The sequence below is a fragment of the Bacillus massilinigeriensis genome (assembly GCF_900117315.1).
In the GTDB taxonomy this organism is placed as follows: Bacteria; Bacillota; Bacilli; order Bacillales; family Cytobacillaceae; genus Bacillus_BE; species Bacillus_BE massilionigeriensis.
In genome coordinates this window covers 4,086,547-4,108,372 of record NZ_LT630337.1, presented here as the reverse complement: position 1 = coordinate 4,108,372, position 21,826 = coordinate 4,086,547, and the positions used below count along the sequence as shown (strand labels likewise).

The window sequence follows — 21,826 nt, the reverse complement described above, 5'->3', positions numbered from 1 at the left end:
GGGTCAGGAAGGTTTTTTTAAACACTAATAATGTTGTGTGTTTCTTTTTTTGCCTTTTTGTATTTCAGCTTCATTTTTTAAGCCTGTTAACAATGAGTAGCACATGGCCAGCATGATAATGGCAAAAGGGAGAGCGGCTGCGATGGAGGCAGTTTGCAATACGTCCAAACCACCTGCTAGCAACAAAACCGCAGCTAAAGCGGATTGGATTACTCCCCATGTCATTTTTATTTTGTTAGATGGATTAAACGTTCCACCTTCACTTAACATGCCCAATACAAAGGTTGCAGTATCGGCAACAGTTATATAATAAATGGCAACCACAGCGAAGCCCAAGATGCTTAATAAGGAACTTAACGGAAGATGATCAAAGAATATAAAAATGGACAATGAAACATTTTCCGCGATATGTTTTGCTAAATCATGGTTACCGGGTTCTTGGACAAGCTCAAGAGCCGAACCGCCAAATACGGACATCCAAAGACAGGTTCCAAACGTTGGAACAACCAACACACCTATTACAAACTCCTTAATCGTTCTCCCTCTAGAAACCCGGGCAATGAACATGCCAACAAATGGCGCCCAAGCAATCCACCAAGCCCAGTAAAATAAGGTCCATGAAGCAATCCATTTCTCACCTTTTCCAAAAGGACTTAACCGTAAACTCATATGTAAAAAGTCACTTAGATACAGTCCCGTTGTGTTGAAAAACACTTTAATAACGGTTAATGCTGGACCGACGAGGAGAATCAGTAATATGATGGCCACTGAAAAGATGATAGCAGCGTTGGATAGGTACTTTATTCCTCTTTCTAAGCCTGTATTAAGAGAAATAAGAAAAAGTACGGTTGCAACCAAAATAACAACCAGCTGGATGAATAATGTATTAGGAATACCGAATATGTCATGCATACCTGCAGTAACCTGCATGGCCCCAAGCCCCAATGAGGTTGCAATACCGAAGACTGTTGCAAAGATGGACAAAATATCGATCGTTTTGCCAATCGGCCCGTAAATCTTATCACCCAAAATGGGCTGGAAGGCAGAACTAATCGATGCAGGAAGCCGTTTATTATATTGAAAAAAGGCAAGGGCTAATCCTATTACAGTGTAGATTGCCCATGGATGCAGGCCCCAATGAAAAAATGTATATTTCATCGCGGTGTTGGCTGCATCAATAGTATAAGCCTTTCCATAAGGAGGAGCTGTATAATGAGTTACTGGTTCAGCTACACTCCAGTACACAATCCCAACCCCCATACCAGCACCGAACAGCATGGCTAGCCAGGAAGCGGTAGAGAAATCAGGTTTATCATTTCTCCTGCCGAGTCGAATATTTCCGTACTTTGAGAACAACAAATAGATAGAAAAAATCACAAAGAATAAAGTAGTACCGAGATAAACCCAACCAAGGTAATCAATGGATCCATTATAGACGGCGTTGGTGACTTTGGTAAGATTCCCTGTAAAAAAAACTCCCCAAATGATAAAAATAAGGGTCAGCAATAAAGAGATAATAAAAACACTATTTTCTTTAACCTTATCCATAGAAACCTCCTGGCACATGAAGAATATTTAACTCTGTCAGTTATTAAAGGGATTGTATTGAAATTCCCACTTATCTGTATCCATCAGCTCTTCATACGATACTTCCAAACCGCCTCCAAGATAAATAGTTTGTCCCTTAATCGCAACCACCATCGCTTCGAGCATCACATCACTATCCTTTTTGATATATATGTCCCCTAGTTGAGTGGATAGTTCGCCGTTTGGATAGATAATTTGCGGTCCAGCTTCATCATAGTTTTCTTCAATATTAACCATGTCTTTATAGTCGATAGGATGACTATCAGGAGCACGTCCAGGTACCATCAATAAATATTCGGTATGCTTGATGCCATCCAAATCGCTTGTAATAACCCCTTTGTTTTCAACAGTTTCAACCACTTCAAATTCATTTAAAGAATAGTTATCAAGTGAATCTGGGTCAGGATTGTTTATTAAAATATAATCTCCTGCTGATGGTCTTTGATTATTCCGGAGTGTGTATACTTTATGATTAAAAATAAAGCTGTCATTTTCCCTTGGTATGTATTTTTCCACACTCGCTGCATTCGTTATATGCTGAGTTAAATCTCTCAGTTTTATAAGATGAACGGAGAGTTTATACATCGGTTTGATTCCGTAAACCTTGTGTAACTCATTGTTATAGTAAACAAATTGCCCTTTTCTTATCTGATACAGTTTCACAACTATTTCTCCCTTCAATCATCGGTGGAGTAATGTTTGGAACAACCTGAAATTCAGTTGCATCGTCTTCTTCTTTAGGATGCCTATTTTCTAAAAAAACATGAAATTTGAAGAGAATGGCCTAAAGTGTCTCATGTAATGGAGGGTAATAAAAGGAATAATTTGTGTCTAAAGGGGTTTTTTGGTTTATTAACAAAGATGAATCACGTTATGATAGATTTGGGTAAGAAATTCCCCTTCGAAAAAGTTTTATCTTCAAGCGGTTTTTATTTTAAAAAGTATAATAAATATTTTTAATAAATATACATAATACATCAATGGAGGAGCGTGTGGTTATGAAGGAACTTTATATTAAGCAGAAGGTTTTTAGCCTAAGCGGAAAATTTACGGTAAAGAATCAGCAGGAAAAGGACGTTTATTATGTAGAGGGGAGTTTTATGAAAATCCCAAAGACTTTCTCAATAATGAATCCAAGAAGAGAAGAAGTTGCAATCATCACGAAAAAGACCTTCAGCTTTTTACCTAAGTTTTTTGTTGAGGTGAATGGTCAAGAGGTGTTAACGATAAAGAAGGAATTTTCCTTCTTAAAGGCACGCTATAAAATTGATGCGGCAGACATTGAAGTAAAGGGCAATTGGTGGGATATGGATTTTCAGGTGTTACAGCATGGTAAAGTCGTGGGGAAAGTGAGCAAGGAGTGGTTTACTTGGGGCGATAGCTACAAGGTTCAAATATTGAAAGAGGAGCTGGAGGCCATCATTATTGCAATTGTTATCGCAATTGATTGTGTTAAGGCTGACGAATCAGCTGCTTCCTCTGCAGCGACGATGTAACAAAGGAGTGATTCATCTTTAAATATTGCGTAATCTTCCTTTCCATCTGAAACCTTATGAATTAGTATAAAAGGAGAAGGATAGGTATTTATGCAACAAGGTCATGGTCATATTAACCGGGATTAGCAATATTAATGAATGAAGGTAATACGTACGAATATCTAAATACACTTATTTGGATGATAGCAATCTTACTCAAGCCGAATGAAAAATATATTAATGAATAGAAATAAAAAACGGCTAGCTTCTAAGGTGGATAAGAAGCTAGTCATTTTTTTAGGTACCTCGTAACCAATCTGTTCTACAAAAAAGCATGTAAGTTATTTATTGGAAAATAGCCAACGTAAACCCCATTGAACATTACTTCTACTTTTACTAGCGGGGTGTACTCTGTTAAAAAATTATCAATTTACAGGATTGAGTCATACCCTTTAATATATTCTGACAAGCCTAGGGGGAAATCATGAAAGGGATTATCCAGCAAATGATAAAATACATAATAACTATCACGCTTCGAAGCTATTAATCCTGCATCCTTAAGTAGTTTAATGTGTTTAGATATTGCACCTTCTGTCATTCCCATTAATCCTGCCAGCTCTCTTGTCGATCGTGGCCTTTGCGCCAGATATTTAACAATCTGAAGCCGACTTAAATCCCCCAATGAACGAAAGAACTTAAGTAAATCCTCCGGTGGCATAGGCCTCGCTGCCTCCTGCTGGTTCTCCAAAATGGAGTAATTTATTCCTACAGTATGATGGAGATTGACAAATAAATGTGGCCACGCAAAATAGGTAGGGGTTAAAAGTAATTCATCCTCTTTGTCAAAATAAATATCCACTTTTGAAATTCTTCTAATAACAGCCCTTTTTTCATTTGGATCCCCATCAATTTCTTGCGAGAGGCTCCCCAACAACTGTAAAGGTCCCTCCTTCAAAAGTTTCTTTCCGCGGAGCGCAATATCCTTTAAAAAAAGCTCTTCAATCATATTCCAGTCATTTTTTACACAGATCCTCCAGAAATCCTCTAGCATGTTAATAAACCGTTGCAGAACTAACTCTGGATTTTTTGACAAGGCATGAATTACTTCCCTTGATTCTGGATAACGATTACATGCAAAACCAATAAAATCTTGTTGCAGCTGCTGATTATTACGGAAATTAGTTGTTGTCCCTCTTTGATTTAAAATGGTTTCCACAATTGTATTGCAGAAAAAATCGACAGAACTTGAGCTAAGTTCATTTAGTCCATCTTCAAAAGATTGAAAGGCAGAATTCCCCTGTAGAGACCAAAACGTCACCAAGGGTCTTTTATATAAAAAGCTAAAGGCCGCTATTTCTTGTTTTAAGGTTGAATGGATTTTCCTTCGGGCATTTATTACCCATGGGATATGGAGGGGATGGTGTTTACAATCGTGGAATACATGAAGGGCTATAATCGTTTCATGGGCGGCTGAGTAGCCAAAGGATACTTGTTCAGGTGAAAGCTCTGAAATATACAAGGAAAATGACATTATTATCCCTACCCCCAACTGATTTACTCTTTACTCAATAAGTATTCTTACAACTATTTCCATTATATAATGGCATTAATAAACAATCCAACGAATTTTAAATGGGAGGGGAGAAATTAGATGGTCGGTGAATTCTATAGTAAACATTTTCAATTAGAAAAGGTAAGTAATGGGGTTTATGCAGCTATCGCAAAAGAGAGTGGCGGTTCGGTAGGTAATGCGGGATTTATTGATCTCGGTAATCAAACCATTGTCTTTGATACATTTAATACACCCCAGGCCGCTGAAGATTTAAAAAGGGCCGTGAAAAGGGAAACATCCTCTCCAATAACATGGGTAGTAAATAGCCATTACCATGGTGACCATATTCGTGGCAATCAGATTTTTACGGAAAGCACCATAATTTCCAGTCAAACTACTTATGAAAAAATGCAGGAAATCCACCCAACAAGAATCGCGAAGCAAAAACAGGGGATTAAAGAGCTTACAAAATACATTAACTCTTTAAAAAAACAAATAAATAATGATAGAGGGATTGAACAAAAAATTAGTTTCCTAAGTGAAGTGGAAAGCTCATTGGCTATTTTAGAATTAACATTGCCAAAGCAAACATTCAAGAAGGAAGTAACATTTAAAGGCACAGAAAGAAATGCAAAACTGTTTACCTTAGGAGGAGGTCATTCCTATTGTGATGCCATGCTATTTGTTCCGGAAGAAAAGGTAATATTTATGGGAGATTTACTTTTTGTTGAGGCCCATCCTTCATTTTTTGAAGAAACCAATCCCAATCAATGGACCCACATTTTAAAAGCTGTTGAAGGAATTGACTTTAATAAAGCTGTTCCAGGTCACGGTCAAGTTGGCACAAAAAAAGACATTTTGAGATTAATAGATTATATCGAGCATATTGGCGGTTTGGCTTTATCATCAAATAATATAGAGGAAATCTCAATACCCGATAAATATCAAAAATGGTCATCACCCGAGATTTATCGTCAGAACCTTGAGCATTTTAGGGATTTGTTAACTAGGAGAAAGTAATGGGGGAGAAAATTGCATTTGATTATTATTGAATGCTTTTCATCGGGGATAGGATGACAAAGATTGGCTTCCAGGTGAGTGGAATGTCCTTCATAGGAATTATGAAGAGCAAAATTCTTTGACCAGGCGGAGGAAGTGTCTCTCATCGAGATAATGAAGGACAAAACCGTGAACCAGGCAAAAGAATTGTCTCCTATCGAGTTAATGAAAGACAAAAATTATTAATCAGTCAGGTTTAACACCAATTATTATTGATAAGGCTCTAGAAAGAGAGCTTTATTTTTTGCTAAAATTTTGAACCAAACTTGAGAATGGAGAGGCCAGTTAAGAAAACCATGCTTACTCTTACTCTTAATAAGTTTTCGATCTAATCAGATATAATGAAGATAAAGTATGTATGGAAGTGAAGACATGAAGTATGGAACAATTGTACACGGACGGCTGAACAAAAGGATCAACCGATTTATTGCCGAGGTTTCCATAAAGGGGATAAAGGAACAGGATGGAATAGTTCTGGACAGACCGCTTCCAGTTCATTTATCTTGATTAGGCAAGAAGGAGTACATTTAACTCAGAAATTCCTTCTCCCACCCCTGGTACCCTCCTGAGAAATATACCTCCCCTCCTATAAAAAAATTGGAGAATTCCCTTCAATTACTATATATTTAAAGGAGTGTCTATCATGGGACACTCCTTTTTCTTTAGAATCTGTTATAGACCATTTTTAACTTCTAAAAAAAGGAAATAATAATTAGAGTAGGTAATCTAAGAAGATATGGATGGTGTATATGCAGACACAAGTTATGTTACAGGTAAAATCAAAATTTGAGAAAAACTATCGAGCTGGTTATCCCCTCATCCTTAAAGAAGCCGTTCATCATATGAGTGACTTAACAAAAGAAGGGATGCTAGTTGAGCTTACAGATGAAAAGAACCGATTTATTGGAAAAGGTTATATTGGAAAACAAAATAAAGGCTACGGCTGGATTTTGACACATAAAGAAAATGAAGAAATTGATCAATTGTTTTTCAAAAGGAAACTTCAAGAGGCATTTAATAAAAGAAAGCCGTTCTTTAAGAGTAAAGAAACTAACGCATTTCGCGTCTTTAATGCTGAAGGAGACGGGATTGGTGGTTTAACGATTGATTATTTTGACGGTTACTATTTAATTAACTGGTATAGCGAGGGAATTTACACTTTTTATGATTATGTGATTGATTCGCTAAAAGAGTTAGTTGAATATCGAGCCATTTATCAGAAGAAACGTTTTGATATTGGTGGTCATTATATCGAAGAGGATGGATTCGTTGATGGTGAAAGAGGACAATTCCCGATCATTGTAAAGGAAAATGGTGTTCATTTAGCCGTATACTTAAACGACGGCGCAATGGTAGGAGTATTCCTTGACCAGCGGGATGTGAGAAAAACCATTCTTGATCGATATGCCAAAGGGAAAAAAGTGTTAAATACCTTTTCCTATACGGGTGCATTTTCCATTTTTGCTGCATTAGGTGGGGCCACTATGACAACAAGTGTAGATCTTGCTAATCGTAGTCGAGCTAAGACCATTGAGCAGTTTAGTGTGAATGGAATAGATTATGAAAGTCACGAGATAATCGTTGAAGATGTGTTTCAATATTTTAAATATGCAGGAAAGAAAAAGAAAACCTTTGACCTAGTCATTCTCGATCCCCCCAGCTTTGCGAGGTCTAAGAAATACACCTTTAGTGCTGCGAAGGACTATAAAAATCTCTTAAAAGAAGCTATTGCCATAACAGAGGATAATGGGGTAATTGTAGCCTCAACAAACTGTGCAACGTTTGATATGAAAAAATTCAAAGGATTTATCGATCAGGCCTTTAAGGAATCAAACGAGAAGTATAGCATAAAGGAAGAATTTTCATTACCCTCTGATTTTAGAACGATAAAAGAATATAAAGAGGGCAATTATTTAAAAGTAGTGTTTATCCAAAAGAATAAATAGCTGCAATAACGGGAATTTAACCAACAGCAGCCTAGATAAAAGGCTCTTATTTTAATAAATTGACTACTACCAAAAGAAATGGAATTGTAATAATACAGAGGAATGTCGTTAATAGAACACCTAATGATGCAAAATAAGAATCTGCACCATATTTTTGTGCAAAAAAAGAGATTGTTGGTGCAGAAGGCATTCCAGAAATGATAACGGCAATAACAAGTAATGGGTAAGGAACGGAAAAGGCAGCAAAGGGTAGTAATAGTAGAGGAATGATAATAAGCTTTGCTGCTGCTGAGTTCCATAAATATTTATTTCTTATCGTTTTCAAAAAATGCTTCATATCAACATTTGCAATTAAGATTCCAATCATCATCATAGAAAGTGGAATGGTCATTTTACCTACGCTCTCCAGCCCTCTGGATATCGACTCGGGCAAGCTAAATGGAAGAAATAATAGGATTAGACCGGTTATCGTGGAAATGATCCCTGGATTTAAGAATATGTTTTTCCAGTTAATTGTTGCTTTGTTTTTACTAAATAGATAGATTCCATATGTCCAAATGAGAATTAAATAACATAAATTAAACATCGTTAAATAAACAATACCTTGTTCTTTCATCAAAATAAAGCTGACAGCATAACCAATAAATCCTTGATTGCCAAAGATGATTATTCCTTCATAAACACTTTTTTGACCTGCTGGAAGCTTGGAATGCCTTCCCATCCATAAGGCTAGAAATGTCGATAATGTAAGCATATAAATGGACATTGAGACAAGCCATAAAAAATCCTTCGCAATGGTAAAAGAAAAGTCAGTATCTAAGGAGTATAAAATTAGAGCAGGCAAGGATATATTTAATACAAGTTGTGTGATTACGTCGCAAGCATTCTCATTTAGAACCCCCTTTTTTCTCACGAAGAATCCTAATATCGCCATACCGTAAAGGACCAACATTTCCTGAAAAAACGCTGCTGCTGAATACATGAGTAATCCCCTCCTTATCTACATTATGAGGTAGATGAAGGGACGGTTAATTGAATAATTCCATTGGCATGAAAACGAAAGAAAGCCACTTGGCTACCATTGGGATAGCTTAGTGGCTTTCACTTTAATGTGTATTAATTTCGGATTAGGTAATCAAATGCTCCTAATGCAGCAGTCGCACCTGACCCCATAGAAATAATAATCTGTTTATATGGACTATTTGTACAGTCACCTGCAGCAAATACACCAGGAATACTTGTAGCTCCGTTCTTATCTATAACAATTTCTCCCATGCGATTACGTTCAATTGTGTCCCCTAACCAATCTGTATTAGGTACAAGACCGATTTGAACGAATACCCCCGCTAATTCGATATGATGCTCTTCCCCTGATTCACGATCAATGTAGGTAATGCCATTTACCTTATCCGTACCAGTAATTTCTTTAGTTTGAGCGTTCTTAACGACTGTGACGTTAGGAAGGCTGTAAAGACGTTCTTGAAGTACAGAATCTGCCTTTAACTCAGGCAAGAATTCAAGAACAGTAACATGTTTCACAATTCCTGCAAGATCAATCGCTGCCTCAATACCAGAGTTGCCTCCGCCAATAACAGCCACATGTTTCCCCTCAAACAGTGGACCATCACAATGTGGACAGTAGGCTACACCTTTATTTTTAAACTCAGCTTCTCCTGGTACACCGACATTACGCCAACGTGCACCAGTTGAAAGGATCACTGTTTTACTCTTTAATACAGCGCCGTTCTCAAGCTCAACTTCGACGAGATCTTTCTTTTGGATTCCTTTAGCACGCTGTAAATTCATGATATCAACATTGTACTCTTTTACATGTTCTTCAAGGCTTGCAGCGAGCTTAGGACCCTCTGTATACTTCACACTGATAAAGTTCTCGATGCCCAGTGTATCCATAATCTGGCCGCCAAAGCGTTCCGCAACAATTCCTGTACGAATCCCTTTACGTGCTGCATAAATGGCTGCACTAGCACCAGCTGGACCTCCCCCAACAACAAGCACATCGAATGGTTCTTTATCAGCAAAATCAGATGCATCTGGAGCATTGCCCATCTTAGAAAGAATCTCTTCAAGTGACATCCGGCCACTTCCGAATGGTTCTCCATTTAGGAATACCGTTGGCACCGCCATGATGTTCTTTCCTTCAACTTCTTCTTTGAACGCCGCGCCGTCAATCATAGTGTGGCTAATGCTGGGATTGAGAACACTCATCAAGTTCAATGCTTGTACAACATCCGGACAGTTGTGGCAGCTTAGGCTAACGTATGTCTCAAAATGAAATTCACCCTTAATCCCCTTAATTTGATCAATAACCTTTTGATCTGCCTTAGGCGCCCTTCCACTAACCTGTAGTAGAGCTAGTACTAAGGAGGTAAATTCATGTCCTAGAGGAACACCAGCAAAGGTGATTCCAGTGTCTTCCCCAATCCGATTGACACTAAAGCTTGGTGATCTCTCTAATTTTGTTTTCTCAACCTTAATATGAATAGGTGACATCGTGGCTAATTCATCTACTAATAGCAGCATGTCACGTGATACGTCTCCCGTTCCCTCGCTAACCTTTAGCAGGACATCGCCCTCCATCAATTGAAGATATTGGGCTAACTGTGCTTTAATCTCTGCATCTAATAACATTTAAACGCACTCCTTAAATTTTACCAACAAGGTCAAGGCTTGGCTTAAGTGTTTCTGAACCTTCTTGCCATTTAGCTGGGCAAACTTCACCTGGGTTATTGCGAACATATTGAGCTGCTTTAATTTTGTTGATAAGTATGCTTGCATCACGGCCGATGCCACCTGCGTTAATTTCAAGTGCTTGAATAACGCCATCTGGATCAATGATAAAAGTACCACGATCAGCTTGTCCGTCTTCTTCGATTAAAACATCAAAATTGCGGCTAATTGTATGTGCAGGGTCGCCAATCATCGTATAAGTAATTTTTCCGATTGTATCTGATGTATCATGCCATGCTTTATGTGTGAAATGAGTATCAGTTGATACAGAATATACTTCAACTCCAAGAGATTTTAATTCTTCATAGTTGTTTTGTAAGTCTTCAAGCTCAGTTGGGCACACGAATGTAAAGTCTGCTGGATAGAAGCAAACTACGCTCCATTGACCTTTGAAAGTTTGTTCAGTAACTTCAACAAATTCTCCATTTTTATACGCTTGTGCTTTAAAAGGTAGTACATCTGTTCCGATAAGTGACATAATTAATCTTCCTCCTAGATTTGGTTTTGAAAAATTTAATAGAAAGTTTATGACCGAAGTCAAAAACTTATTTAATAATAATAATTCTAAATCTATACTAATTATTATATAGAATTGATTGTTTTGTCAAGAATATTATTCACTTTTTTAAAAATATTTCACAGTTATATATCATCTCCCCTTTTTTGAAATTTGATACCACGGTATGGAAATGAACTGGTAGGATGACTAAGAAAAGAGACCTGCTGAGAATCTTTCCCTTTTAGTTATGGTTATTAGGGAAATAGTATGTTATTAATAATATAAGATAGTAGAAAGTATTGATAAATTACATCAAGAAATAGGGAGAAGAGGCATAATGAAAGATTTTATCAAAATATTATTTACGATGGCTTTATTTACAGTGGTCATTTTCTTTAGTCCACAAGATATCTTTGCCAAAGGATACTCACCGGAAATAGTAGCTAATGATGTAAATGCAAAAATAACTATTAGCAACAAAAAGCTTACAAATAAACCAGTTACGATCACAATTGATGCTTCTAACTATAATAATGGGAATAGCTATTTATACAAAACCGCAAATGGAGAATTAATAAGAGACAATAAAATAACAATGAATGTAACTGAAAATGGGTACTACAGCTTCATTGTTGTTGATAAATCAGCAGAAATGGACCCAAGCTCATTTTATATTAATTCAAAATTTGTTGAGATAAAAATAAATAATATTGATAGGGAAAAACCAACGATTAAATACCTTAGATCAAAATTGGAGCAAGGGACAGGTAAGTATGAGGTAGTCATTGATACTTCGGATAAAATATCAGGAATTGCAACGATTATTTTACCTAATGGAGAAAAACATACATTCGAGGATGATATGCTTAATCTACCAAGTAGTGAGATAGGCTACACAACAGGGGCACAAACGCAGTTAACTGTAGGGAAAAATGGAAAATATAAAGTGACTGCAATAGACTTTGCAGGAAATACAACAACTACATATATTACGGTTAAGGATTATAAAAAAATCCCTTTGAGTGTAAATAAAATTAAGTCCAGTAGTAGTTATTTAACTGGGAAATCGGTAAAAAATACATGGATATCTGTTTATAAGAGTAATAAAAGGATTGCTCATGTTAAGACTGATGGTAAAGGTTACTTTAAAGCGAAGATAGGAAAGCAAAAAGTAGGTACGAAGCTTGAAGTATGGACATGGCATATCCCCGAAAAGTATGTGAGTGTTAGTAAATATGTAAAAGTGGTTAAAAAATAATTCATATAATAAAAAGGTGTAGAGGATTATTTGATAAAAATATCTCTACACCTTTTTAATCTATTATGCCAGTCTCACCTTAAAATCCTGATAGCCAAATTCGTGTACAATATGACAATCCCCATCTTTAGCTTTCACAGCAATGGCTGGTAATGGCATACCGTTAAAGGTAGTATTTTTCACCATTGTATAGATGGCCATATCCCCAAAGACAAGGCGGTCCCCACTTTCTAAAGGCTTGTCAAAGGAATAGTCCCCTATCGTATCCCCTGAAAGACATGTTTGTCCACCAAGACGATAAGTAAATGGTTTTTCCCCCGCTTCCCCTGAGCCAAAAAGTGGTGGTCGATAAGGCATTTCTAAAACATCTGGCATATGGCAGGATGCTGAGGTATCAAGAATAGCAATATCCATTCCGTTTTCTAGCGTATCAAGTACGGTAGTAATAAGATATCCCGCATTCAAGGCAACAGCTTCCCCTGGCTCAAGATAAACCTTTAAACCATATTTATCTTGCATTCTCTTGATACAAGCTTCTAGCAAGGGGATATCATAATCTTCCCTTGTAATATGATGACCTCCACCAAAGTTAATCCATTCCATCTTGGAAAGCCAAGGCCCAAACTTTTCTTCCACTGCATCCAGTGTCTTTGCTAGGTCATCAGAGTTTTGTTGACAGAGCGTATGGAAATGGAGTCCAGATATTCCTTCTAGTAATTCTGGCTGAAAGTGTTCGATTGTTACACCGAACCTTGATCCAACTGCACAAGGATTATAAATATCATGTCCAACCTGTGTGGAACATTCAGGGTTAATACGTAGGCCCATTTTTTTCCCTGCTTTTAAAACTTTATCGCGAAATTTCCCAACCTGTGAAAAGGAATTAAAGATAATATGATCACAATAAGAGATGATTTCATCTATTTCATCCTCACGGTAGGCAGGGGCAAAGACATGATTTTCTTTGCCCATCTCCTCATAGCCAAGTCGTGCCTCATAAAGGCCGCTTGCAGCTGTACCGCTTAAATATTCACCGATTAGCGGATATAACGTATACATTGAAAATGCCTTTTGGGCTAATATAATTCTTGCACCTGTTCGTTCCATGACTCCGTTCAGGATTTTAAGATTTCTTTCCAATAGCCCCTCATCTACTACATAACAAGGTGTTGGTAATTCTTCAAAACGCATCTTATCGAACTAACTCCGGCTCTTTTTCTTTGATGAATTCTGAATCAACAAGCTCAGGGTTGAAGCTTTCTTTCCATGGAAGTCCCCATTTATTTAATGCGTCCATGAATGGATCTGGATCAAATTCTTCAATATTGTAAACGCCTGGCTTATTCCAAGTTCCATTCATCATTAGCATCGCACCAATCATTGCTGGTACTCCGGTCGTATATGAAACCGCTTGTGAACCCACTTCTCTGTAACATTCTTCATGGTCACAAACATTGTATACATAATATGTTTTTTCTTTTCCGTCCTTTTTCCCTTTGAAAATACAACCGATATTTGTTTTTCCTTTTGTGCGGGGTCCAAGAGATGCTGGGTCTGGTAAAACAGCCTTCAAGAATTGAAGCGGAATAATTTGCTTCCCTTCGAACTCAATTGGCTCAATAGACGTCATTCCAACATTTTCAAGACATTTTAAATGAGTTAGGTAGCTTTGGCCAAAGGTCATAAAGAAACGGATACGCTTAAGCCCTGGAATATTTTCAGCAAGAGATTCTAGCTCTTCATGGTATAACAAATACATGTCTTTCTCGCCTATTTCAGGGAAGTTGTAAACGCGTTTGATCTCCATAGGTTTTGTTTCAATCCATTCGCCATTTTCCCAGTATCTACCGTTAGCCGAAACCTCTCGGATATTGATTTCAGGGTTGAAATTTGTCGCGAATGGATAGCCATGGTCGCCTGCATTACAGTCAAGGATATCAATGTATTCAATCTCATCAAAATAATGTTTTAAAGCATAAGCAGAAAATACACCTGTTACGCCTGGGTCAAAGCCACTTCCTAAAAGAGCTGTAATACCAGCTTTTTCAAAACGCTCGCGATATTCCCACTGCCATTTGTATTCGAATTTTGCCGTATCTTCTGGTTCATAGTTTGCTGTATCTAAATAATTTGTTTTCGTTGCAAGACAGGCATCCATAATTGTTAGATCTTGATATGGTAAAGCTAGGTTCATAACGATATCTGGTTTTACTTCTTCGATTAATGCAATTAACTCATCCACATGATTTGCATCAACCTGTGCAGTGGTAATCTTTGTTTTTCCACCGTCAAGCTTTTCCTTTAATGCATCGCATTTAGACTTTGTTCGACTAGCAATACAAATTTCTTCAAAAACCTCACTATTTTGAACACATTTGTGGATAGCCACTGACGCTACGCCACCACAACCGATAATTAGTGCTTTTCCCATTCTCATATCTCCCAACTTAATAAATTTTGTAAAGCAGAGGGATTTCATAGCTCAAGCAAGCAACCCCAAAAGAAATTTTTACAACAAAAAAAGCAAGTGCAAAACGCCAAATCGCGCACAACACTTGCTTTAGATATAAATATGCATATTAAAAAAGTATAAACGTCCATGACAAAGTCATATGTATACGTCTACCAAAACTGGTTTGGTAGAAAGCTCTTTAATATTCAAAATATATCTTTTAGGCTCAGAGTCTATATAGCAAATAATCACTTTTACCACTCTTATTGACCGTTTCACAAGTTGTGTGCATATGCACTGGTTGTAAAGTAACCAACTTATAAAATTTGAGCTTCTAACTCAATCAATAAGGCAACTAAAGTTGCCAATCGGCATTTGACCCGGCTGTCCGTATGGCCTTAACTCCCTAACAGGAAGTGGTCAAAATTATCTGCTTGGAAAGACTCGAGAATTTTGAATATTAGCTTTCCAATAAACGCTATTTTATATTATCACATTTTTAAAAAATAGCAATCTTAAAAAGCAAAAATAATTTAAAATAATTCAATTATTAAATGAAATATTCTGAGTATTGAAAAGGTATCACGTAAAATATATACCTATATTTACCATTATTAATCTTCCAAATTGTAAGTTGACAGATTAATTAGTATGCTGTAAATTTTATTAATATAATAATTTAATATGGAACCTCACTTTTTTAACAGTGAGGTAGAGGCGCGATATTTAACAGTTCTTAGTGGAGTTTGAGAAGACTTAGATGCTAAGGAGAAGGAAATGTCGCCGAAGTGGGTAATATTCTCGGTATTACCTGCTGGGTCTGCAGTTAAGAGCTGCAGGACTGTCTTAGTAATCTTACCCGGTTTACTAAGTTGTGCTATCTCATTTGGGAAGAAAGAGGGATTTAGGGCTACTATACATAGTGCGACCTGAGTTTACTCAGGTCGTTTTTTGTCGTATAGAGACCTAGAAATAAATGAGGAGGAGAAGAAAATTATGAGAAAACAGGCATCATTATTATTAGTATTCATGCTTTCAGCAGTTATTCTATTAGCAGGATGTGGGAAAGGTAACGACTCTGCGTCTGCATCATCCGAAGGAGATACATTTAAAGTTGGACTAGAAGCTGGTTATGCTCCATTTAACTGGACTCAAAAGGATGATTCAAATGGTGGAGTAAAAATTGAAGGTACATCTGAATATGCAGGTGGATATGATGTTGAAATCGCAAAAAGAATTGCGGATGGTTTAGGTAAAAAACTAGTCATCGTTAAAACGGAATGGGATGGTCTTGTTCCTGCTTTAACTTCAGGTAAAATTGATGCAATTATTGCTGGGATGTCACCAACAGCCGAACGTAAAGAGACCATTGACTTTTCGGACAACTATTATAAATCAAATCTAGTAATGGTAGTTAAAAAGGGTGGTAAATACGAAGGTGCAACCTCTATCCAAGATTTCAAAGGAGCAAAGGTAACTGCTCAGTTAAATACATTCCATTATTCAGTCATTGACCAAATAAAAGGAGTTTCCAAACAAAAGGCAATGGATAATTTCCCTGCCATGAGGGTAGCACTTGAATCTGGAATCATTGATGGATACGTATCAGAACGCCCGGAAGCTGTTAGTGCCTCTGGTGCTAATGAAAACTTTGCAATGGTTGAATTTGAAGAAGGATTTGAAACATTAGAAGATGATACGTCAATTGCTGTTGGGATTGAAAAGGATAGTAAATTGACTGAAAAAATTAATGAAATATTAAAAGGTATTTCAGAGGAAGAACGCACAGAAATAATGGATGGCGCTATTAAAAATCAGCCTGCGGCAAAATAATACATCCAACAAGGAGCTGTCAAAAGTAAAGGTGCCAAAGAAACCAACCTGGGACAGCTTCTTGCTGATAAGTTAGGAGGAAAAGGATGAGCTTTGACTGGATCGTAAGGATTATTTCAGATAACTGGCAGATGTTCCTTCGCGGAGCTGGTATGACACTATATATTTCACTTATCGGAACAGTTCTAGGTGCGGTCATTGGATTAGTTGCAGGGATTATTCGCACTATTCCAGTACCTGAACGTGGCATCAAAAAAATTATACTAAAATTGATTAATATTATTCTTTCTATTTATATCGAGTTCTTTCGTGGAACACCAATGATTGTACAGGCAATGGTAATTTATTATGGATCAGCCTTGGCATTTAATATTGATATGAATGTGATTCTTGCAGCAGTTATTGTCGTTTCAATTAATACAGGTGCCTATATGGCAGAAATTGTCCGTGGTGGGATTGTTTCCGTTGATAAAGGCCAATTTGAGGCGGCACAGGCTATAGGGATGAATCATTTTCAAACGATGATGAATGTTGTCTTGCCTCAGGTCATTCGAAATATTTTACCGGCAACCGGAAACCAGTTTGTTATTAATATTAAGGACACATCCGTTCTTAATGTTATCTCCGTATCGGAATTGTATTTCCTAACCAAATCCGTTGCGGGGAATAATTTTAGATATTTCGAGTCTTTTTTTGTCGCATGTATTTTATATTTTGTAATGACATTTATTGTTACAAGAATATTATTATATTTCGAAAGAAAACTGGAAGGTCCGGAGAATTATAAGATGCATGAAGAGGAAATCCAGCCAGCTAGATAAAGGAAGAAAGGAGGAGAGGTATGGAAAAGGTAATTGATATTCAGCATTTAAATAAATCCTTTGGAACGCATGAAGTATTAAAGGATATTGATTTTTTCGTTCATAAAGGAGAAGTAGTCAGCATTATTGGCTCCTCTGGCTCCGGGAAATCAACCCTTCTTCGTTGTATTAATCTATTAGAAAAGCCAAGTGGTGGTCAAATTATCTACCATGGTGAGAATATATTAGATGAAAAGCATGATATTTTTACTTATCGAAGACAACTTGGGATGGTATTCCAGCAGTTTAATCTATTTAATAATCATAATGTCTTAAAAAATTGTGTGGTTGGACAGGTTAAAGTATTGAAGCGCTCCAAGGATGAGGCAGAAAAGGTAGCCATGAAGTATTTGAAGGTGGTTGGGATGGATAAATATATTTACGCCAAACCAAACCAATTATCAGGTGGCCAAAAACAGCGGGTAGCCATTGCTCGAGCATTATCCATGGAACCCGAAGTACTGTTATTTGATGAACCAACTTCAGCCCTTGATCCTGAAATGGTTGGAGAGGTTTTAAAAGTAATGAAGGAACTCGCGGAAACGGGTCTTACCATGTTAATCGTCACCCATGAAATGGAATTTGCCCGTGATGTGTCAGATCGTATTGTATTTATGGATAAGGGGGTTATTGCAGAGGAAGGAAGTCCAGAGCAAATCTTCAATCATCCAAAACAGGAACGAACAAGGGAATTCTTAAAACGAACTTTAAAGTAGGGACAGGGGGATAGGGCACCTTGTCCCTGTTTTTTTATTTTTCAATAGGAATTTTTGTGAACCACCAATTTCAAACCTCCAGATTCCTCCCATCACAACCAGCCCTCTCCTTAACTGCTAGTAAAATTCCAACATTAATTATCGGTAAATCGAATTTTAATGGAAGTCCATTAATATAGTTAAAGTAAACATGCTTAAAAAGTTACTCAACAAATGAGAACTCAATCGTTTCGGCCTTAAAGAATATTAAGGAGGAACCAGTTTTTTAGTGAAAAGGAGAGAATGGTATGCTACATATCGTTGCTTGCATTAAGCAAGTGCCTGACACGAAAATCATTAAGATGAATCCGAAAACGAACACGATGGATCGCCGAACAGCACCGGCCATATTGAATCCATACGATGCCCATGCGGTTGAAGAGGCTGTAAGACTAAGAGATAAGTATGGAGGAATAGTATCTGTATTATCAATGGGTCCGCCCCCAGCCGTAAAAGCTATTAAAAAATGCATTGAAATCGGTGCGGATGAAGGGTACTTGATTACAGATCGCAGGTTTGCTGGAGCAGATACTTTAGCAACGAGCTATGCCCTTACGAAGGCATTAGAAAAAATATCCAAAATCCAACCTGTTGATCTTATCATTTGTGGAAAAATGTCCATTGATGGTGATACGGGACAAGTAGGGCCTGGAATTGCAAGACGACTCGATATCCCCCCTTTAACCTCAGTCAATAAGGTCGTTGAGGTGAATCAAGAAAAGGGCTTTGCTATAGTCCACCGAAAGCTGGAGGATGGGTATGAAGTGGTCCAATCCACTTTACCGTGCTTACTTTCAGTGGAAAAAACAATTAATGAAGTGCCCTATTCTACTTTTCCCAACATGCTAAAGGCAGCAAAATATGAGCCTAAAGTATGGTCAGTTGATGACCTGGAAAATGTTGATATTAAGCAGCTTGGCTTGAAGGGCTCACCCACCATTGTCTCTAAAGTATGGACACCTCCTAAACCAGAGGGTGGAACAATGCTTGAGGGTAGTGCAAAGGAACAAGTAGAACAAATACTAACCATTTTACTTGAAAAGAAAGAGTTGTTTAGTGTAGAGGGGGCAAAATAATGGATTTCCAAGATTATAAGGATGTCTGGGTATTCATTGAAGTAAATGATGGGAACATTTCTTCTGTATCACTTGAACTGTTAGGAGCAGGTAGAAAGCTTGCAGATAAACGAGGGACTGAACTGGCAGGTGTGTTAATTGGGGATAATGTCAAACACCTGGCCAGTACCATTTTCGAATACGGAGCGGACATGGCATATGTATATGACCAGTCTATATTTAAACATTATCGAACAGAATCCTATATGCAGGCACTTCTTGATTGTTCTAACAAATATAAGCCAGAAATCATCCTTTTTGGAGCCACATCCACCGGAAAAGATTTAGCGAGTGCGATTGCTACTGACCTACCTACTGGATTAACCGCAGATACCACTGAGTTAGATGTGGAAGAGGAAACAGGATTATTGTTAGCTAGTCGACCGGCTTTTGGTGGAAATATCATGGCAACTATTTTATGTAAAAAATATCGTCCACAAATGGCCACCGTGCGTGCAAAGGTAATGAAGGCGCTCACCCCGCAACCAGGAAGAAAAGGGAAGGTGGTTCAAGAATCTATCCCTTTAAATGAAGGGGATATTCGTACAAAGGTATTGGAAATTGTTAAAGCTACAACGAAAAAGGTGCGAATTGACGAGGCAGATATCATTGTTGCTGGAGGAAAGGGATTAGGAAGCTCAGAGGGCTTTCAGTTGATTCATCAGCTTGCAGATACTCTTGGAGGAGCAGTAGGAGCCAGCCGTGATGTAGTGGAGGCTGGATGGATTGAACACCATCATCAGGTTGGGCAAACAGGAGTAACAGTCACCCCGAAAATTTATTTTGCCATTGGGATTTCTGGGGCGATTCAGCATATTGTCGGGATGAAAAACTCTGGATTAATTATCGCTATTAATAACGATAGTGAGGCTCCCATTTTCCAAGCCTGTCATTACGGAATTGTGGGAGATGCCTTTGAAATCGTTCCATTATTAATTGAACAGTTTAAAAAAGTAATCACTAGAGAGGAGGTAAGTCATGTCAGAAAAGTTTGATTGTATCGTTGTTGGGGCAGGTCCAGCCGGAATTTCATGTGCATATGAATTAGCAAAAGGCGGAGCAAATGTATTGCTTATCGAAAGAGGAGAGTATCCTGGGTCCAAAAATGTAATGGGAGGAGTACTTTATCGAAAGATGATGGAGGATGTCATCCCTGAATTTTACAAGGAGGCACCTCTGGAGAGACCAATTGTGGAACAGAGATTTATGATGATGGATAAGGAATCTGCTGTAACCATTGGATATAAAGGAATGGAGTGGGGGAAGGAGCCTTATAATAACTTTACGGTGCTAAGAGCGAAATTTGATCAATGGTTTGCGGATAAAGCCGTTGAAAAAGGTGCTATTCTCATTAACGAAACGGTCGTAGTTGAATGTATTGTTGAAAATGGGAAGGTTGTCGGGGTAAGAACGGACCGTCCAGATGGCGAGGTTTATGCAGATGTAGTCGTTTTAGCGGACGGTGTAAATTCTTTATTAGCCCAAAAGCTCGGGTTTCATAGAGAGTATCAACCAGATCAAGTAGCTCTAGCTACCATGGAGATTTTAAAGTTAGATAAACAAATTATTCAGGACCGATTTAATTTAGAAGAAAATCAGGGCTGTACCATTGAATTATTTGGTGATGCTACGAAAGGGATCTTAGGTACAGGATTCCTTTATACAAATAAAGAATCACTAAGTATTGGTGTTGGTACCTTATTATCAGGATTAATTAAACATAAAATAAAACCATACGAATTACTTGAATATGTAAAAAACCATCCGATGATTCGTCCGTATATTCAAGGAAGTGAGCCACAGGAATATTTAGCTCACCTGATTCCAGAAGGTGGCTATCATTCTATGGGAAAAATCGTTGGAAATGGCGTTCTGGTGATTGGCGATGCCTCTCAGCTCGTAAATGCCATTCATCGTGAGGGGTCCAATCTAGCGATGACCTCTGGTAGATTAGCAGCAGAGACCGTGCTATTAGCGAAGGAAGCAGGGGACTTTTCTGAAAGAATGTTAGACCATTACCGAGTCAAACTAATGGCTGGGTTTGTTGGTCAAGATATGAAAAAATATAAAGATTCGACCCACCATTTTGATAAATTCCCTCAATATTTTGAAGAATATATTCCAATGATGAACAAAGCAGCTAGTCAAATGTTTACCGTTGATGGAAAATCCAAGTGGGAGAAACAAAGGAAGATCTGGAGCGACCTCGGTTCTAGAAAGGAAAAAATGAAACTCGCTCGAGATATGTATCGAGCATGGAAGGTGATAAAATAATGAGTGGACAGAAAAACTATAAATCAATAGAGGAAAAGCAATACCTTGTTCGCTTTAACGCTGATACAAAATCTCATCTTCATGTGAAAGATACAGATATATGTTTAACAAAATGCCCTGATAAAATCTGTACAATATTCTGCCCAGCAGAGATTTATAAATGGGAAGACATTCGAATGCATGTGGGATATGAGGGATGTCATGAATGTGGAAGCTGTCGTATTGGCTGCCCACATCAAAATATTCAGTGGGAGTATCCGAAGGGTGGTCACGGAATTGTTTTTCGATTAGGTTAATAAATAGAGGTAATTTTGGGGGCTAACTTTGAGGATAGTCCTTTTTTTTCTGAAAAAATAATCATGTATGTACTTTATTCACAAAGTTATACAAAAAGGGAAATCAAGAGATTAGAC

At 37.6% G+C, this 21,826-nt stretch carries 20 protein-coding genes and 1 riboswitch; of the genes, 12 read left to right on the top strand and 8 right to left on the bottom strand.

Translation table 11 applies throughout. From position 1 onward, the window contains the following. Positions 1 to 24 precede the first annotated feature (24 nt). Positions 25 to 1,548, bottom strand: coding sequence for a glycine betaine uptake BCCT transporter (locus BQ6100_RS20220; protein WP_075983324.1), 1,524 nt, complete (start codon positions 1,546 to 1,548; stop codon positions 25 to 27). A 36-nt stretch (positions 1,549 to 1,584) separates the two neighbouring features. Continuing rightward, a complete protein-coding gene (locus BQ6100_RS20215) occupies positions 1,585 to 2,250 on the bottom strand; it encodes a hypothetical protein (protein WP_075983323.1) in 666 nt (221 codons plus the stop codon). A gap of 335 nt (positions 2,251 to 2,585) precedes the next feature. On the opposite strand from BQ6100_RS20215, the gene BQ6100_RS20210 reads away from it, so the two are divergent. Then, positions 2,586 to 3,083, top strand: coding sequence for an LURP-one-related/scramblase family protein (locus BQ6100_RS20210; RefSeq protein ID WP_075983322.1), 498 nt, complete (start codon positions 2,586 to 2,588; stop codon positions 3,081 to 3,083). 409 nt (positions 3,084 to 3,492) lie between these two features. On the opposite strand, the gene BQ6100_RS20205 is transcribed toward BQ6100_RS20210, so the two are convergent. Next, a complete protein-coding gene (locus tag BQ6100_RS20205; RefSeq protein ID WP_075983321.1) occupies positions 3,493 to 4,593 on the bottom strand; it encodes an ArsR/SmtB family transcription factor in 1,101 nt (366 codons plus the stop codon). A gap of 120 nt (positions 4,594 to 4,713) precedes the next feature. On the opposite strand from BQ6100_RS20205, the gene BQ6100_RS20200 reads away from it, so the two are divergent. The 3 genes from BQ6100_RS20200 (at position 4,714) to BQ6100_RS20195 (ending at position 7,619) form a co-directional block, all read left to right on the top strand. Further along, on the top strand, positions 4,714 to 5,634 hold the full coding sequence (locus BQ6100_RS20200) for an MBL fold metallo-hydrolase (protein ID WP_075983320.1): 921 nt from the start codon (positions 4,714 to 4,716) through the stop codon (positions 5,632 to 5,634). A gap of 411 nt (positions 5,635 to 6,045) precedes the next feature. Continuing rightward, positions 6,046 to 6,180: a hypothetical protein gene (locus BQ6100_RS21880; RefSeq protein WP_261798584.1), complete on the top strand. Its 135-nt coding sequence runs from the start codon at positions 6,046 to 6,048 to the stop codon at positions 6,178 to 6,180. A gap of 242 nt (positions 6,181 to 6,422) precedes the next feature. Then, positions 6,423 to 7,619, top strand: coding sequence for a class I SAM-dependent rRNA methyltransferase (locus BQ6100_RS20195; protein WP_075983319.1), 1,197 nt, complete (start codon positions 6,423 to 6,425; stop codon positions 7,617 to 7,619). 46 nt (positions 7,620 to 7,665) lie between these two features. On the opposite strand, the gene BQ6100_RS20190 is transcribed toward BQ6100_RS20195, so the two are convergent. The 3 genes from BQ6100_RS20190 to ahpC all read right to left on the bottom strand — a co-directional run bounded on the left by BQ6100_RS20190 (position 7,666) and on the right by ahpC (position 10,845). Next, complete coding sequence (locus tag BQ6100_RS20190; RefSeq protein WP_075983318.1) at positions 7,666 to 8,601, bottom strand: AEC family transporter; 936 nt, start codon at positions 8,599 to 8,601, stop codon at positions 7,666 to 7,668. Between the two features lie 134 nt (positions 8,602 to 8,735). Further along, positions 8,736 to 10,268 (bottom strand): alkyl hydroperoxide reductase subunit F, encoded by a 1,533-nt coding sequence (ahpF, locus tag BQ6100_RS20185; RefSeq protein ID WP_075983317.1) that lies wholly within the window; start codon positions 10,266 to 10,268, stop codon positions 8,736 to 8,738. Positions 10,269 to 10,281: 13 nt separating this feature from the next. Beyond that, complete coding sequence (gene ahpC, locus BQ6100_RS20180) at positions 10,282 to 10,845, bottom strand: alkyl hydroperoxide reductase subunit C (RefSeq protein WP_075983316.1); 564 nt, start codon at positions 10,843 to 10,845, stop codon at positions 10,282 to 10,284. 358 nt (positions 10,846 to 11,203) lie between these two features. Here ahpC and BQ6100_RS20175 point away from each other — a divergent pair, with 358 nt between their 5' ends. Further along, positions 11,204 to 12,124, top strand: a complete 921-nt coding sequence (locus tag BQ6100_RS20175) for a hypothetical protein (protein ID WP_075983315.1) — start codon at positions 11,204 to 11,206, stop codon at positions 12,122 to 12,124. 63 nt (positions 12,125 to 12,187) lie between these two features. On the opposite strand, the gene nspC is transcribed toward BQ6100_RS20175, so the two are convergent. Then, entirely contained in the window at positions 12,188 to 13,315 is a 1,128-nt protein-coding gene (nspC, locus tag BQ6100_RS20170) for a carboxynorspermidine decarboxylase (RefSeq protein ID WP_075983314.1), read from the bottom strand. Between the two features lies 1 nt (position 13,316). Next, positions 13,317 to 14,555, bottom strand: a complete 1,239-nt coding sequence (locus BQ6100_RS20165; RefSeq protein WP_075983313.1) for a saccharopine dehydrogenase family protein — start codon at positions 14,553 to 14,555, stop codon at positions 13,317 to 13,319. A 725-nt stretch (positions 14,556 to 15,280) separates the two neighbouring features. Continuing rightward, a riboswitch (Lysine riboswitch) is annotated at positions 15,281 to 15,464 on the top strand. Between the two features lie 108 nt (positions 15,465 to 15,572). Between BQ6100_RS20165 and BQ6100_RS20160 the strand changes: the two genes are divergently transcribed. From BQ6100_RS20160 to BQ6100_RS20130, 7 genes are all read left to right on the top strand, one after another. After that, on the top strand, positions 15,573 to 16,409 hold the full coding sequence (locus tag BQ6100_RS20160; RefSeq protein ID WP_075983312.1) for a transporter substrate-binding domain-containing protein: 837 nt from the start codon (positions 15,573 to 15,575) through the stop codon (positions 16,407 to 16,409). 86 nt (positions 16,410 to 16,495) lie between these two features. Further along, entirely contained in the window at positions 16,496 to 17,230 is a 735-nt protein-coding gene (locus BQ6100_RS20155) for an amino acid ABC transporter permease (protein WP_075983311.1), read from the top strand. 20 nt (positions 17,231 to 17,250) lie between these two features. Further along, entirely contained in the window at positions 17,251 to 17,985 is a 735-nt protein-coding gene (locus tag BQ6100_RS20150) for an amino acid ABC transporter ATP-binding protein (protein WP_075983310.1), read from the top strand. Between the two features lie 287 nt (positions 17,986 to 18,272). Continuing rightward, a complete protein-coding gene (locus BQ6100_RS20145) occupies positions 18,273 to 19,100 on the top strand; it encodes an electron transfer flavoprotein subunit beta/FixA family protein (RefSeq protein ID WP_075983309.1) in 828 nt (275 codons plus the stop codon). Then, positions 19,100 to 20,134, top strand: a complete 1,035-nt coding sequence (locus BQ6100_RS20140) for an electron transfer flavoprotein subunit alpha/FixB family protein (protein WP_075983308.1) — start codon at positions 19,100 to 19,102, stop codon at positions 20,132 to 20,134. Before BQ6100_RS20145 ends, BQ6100_RS20140 begins: the two co-directional genes overlap by 1 nt. After that, complete coding sequence (locus tag BQ6100_RS20135) at positions 20,118 to 21,413, top strand: FAD-dependent oxidoreductase (protein WP_075983307.1); 1,296 nt, start codon at positions 20,118 to 20,120, stop codon at positions 21,411 to 21,413. Before BQ6100_RS20140 ends, BQ6100_RS20135 begins: the two co-directional genes overlap by 17 nt. Next, positions 21,395 to 21,709: a ferredoxin family protein gene (locus BQ6100_RS20130; RefSeq protein ID WP_075983306.1), complete on the top strand. Its 315-nt coding sequence runs from the start codon at positions 21,395 to 21,397 to the stop codon at positions 21,707 to 21,709. Before BQ6100_RS20135 ends, BQ6100_RS20130 begins: the two co-directional genes overlap by 19 nt. Positions 21,710 to 21,826: the final 117 nt, after the last annotated feature.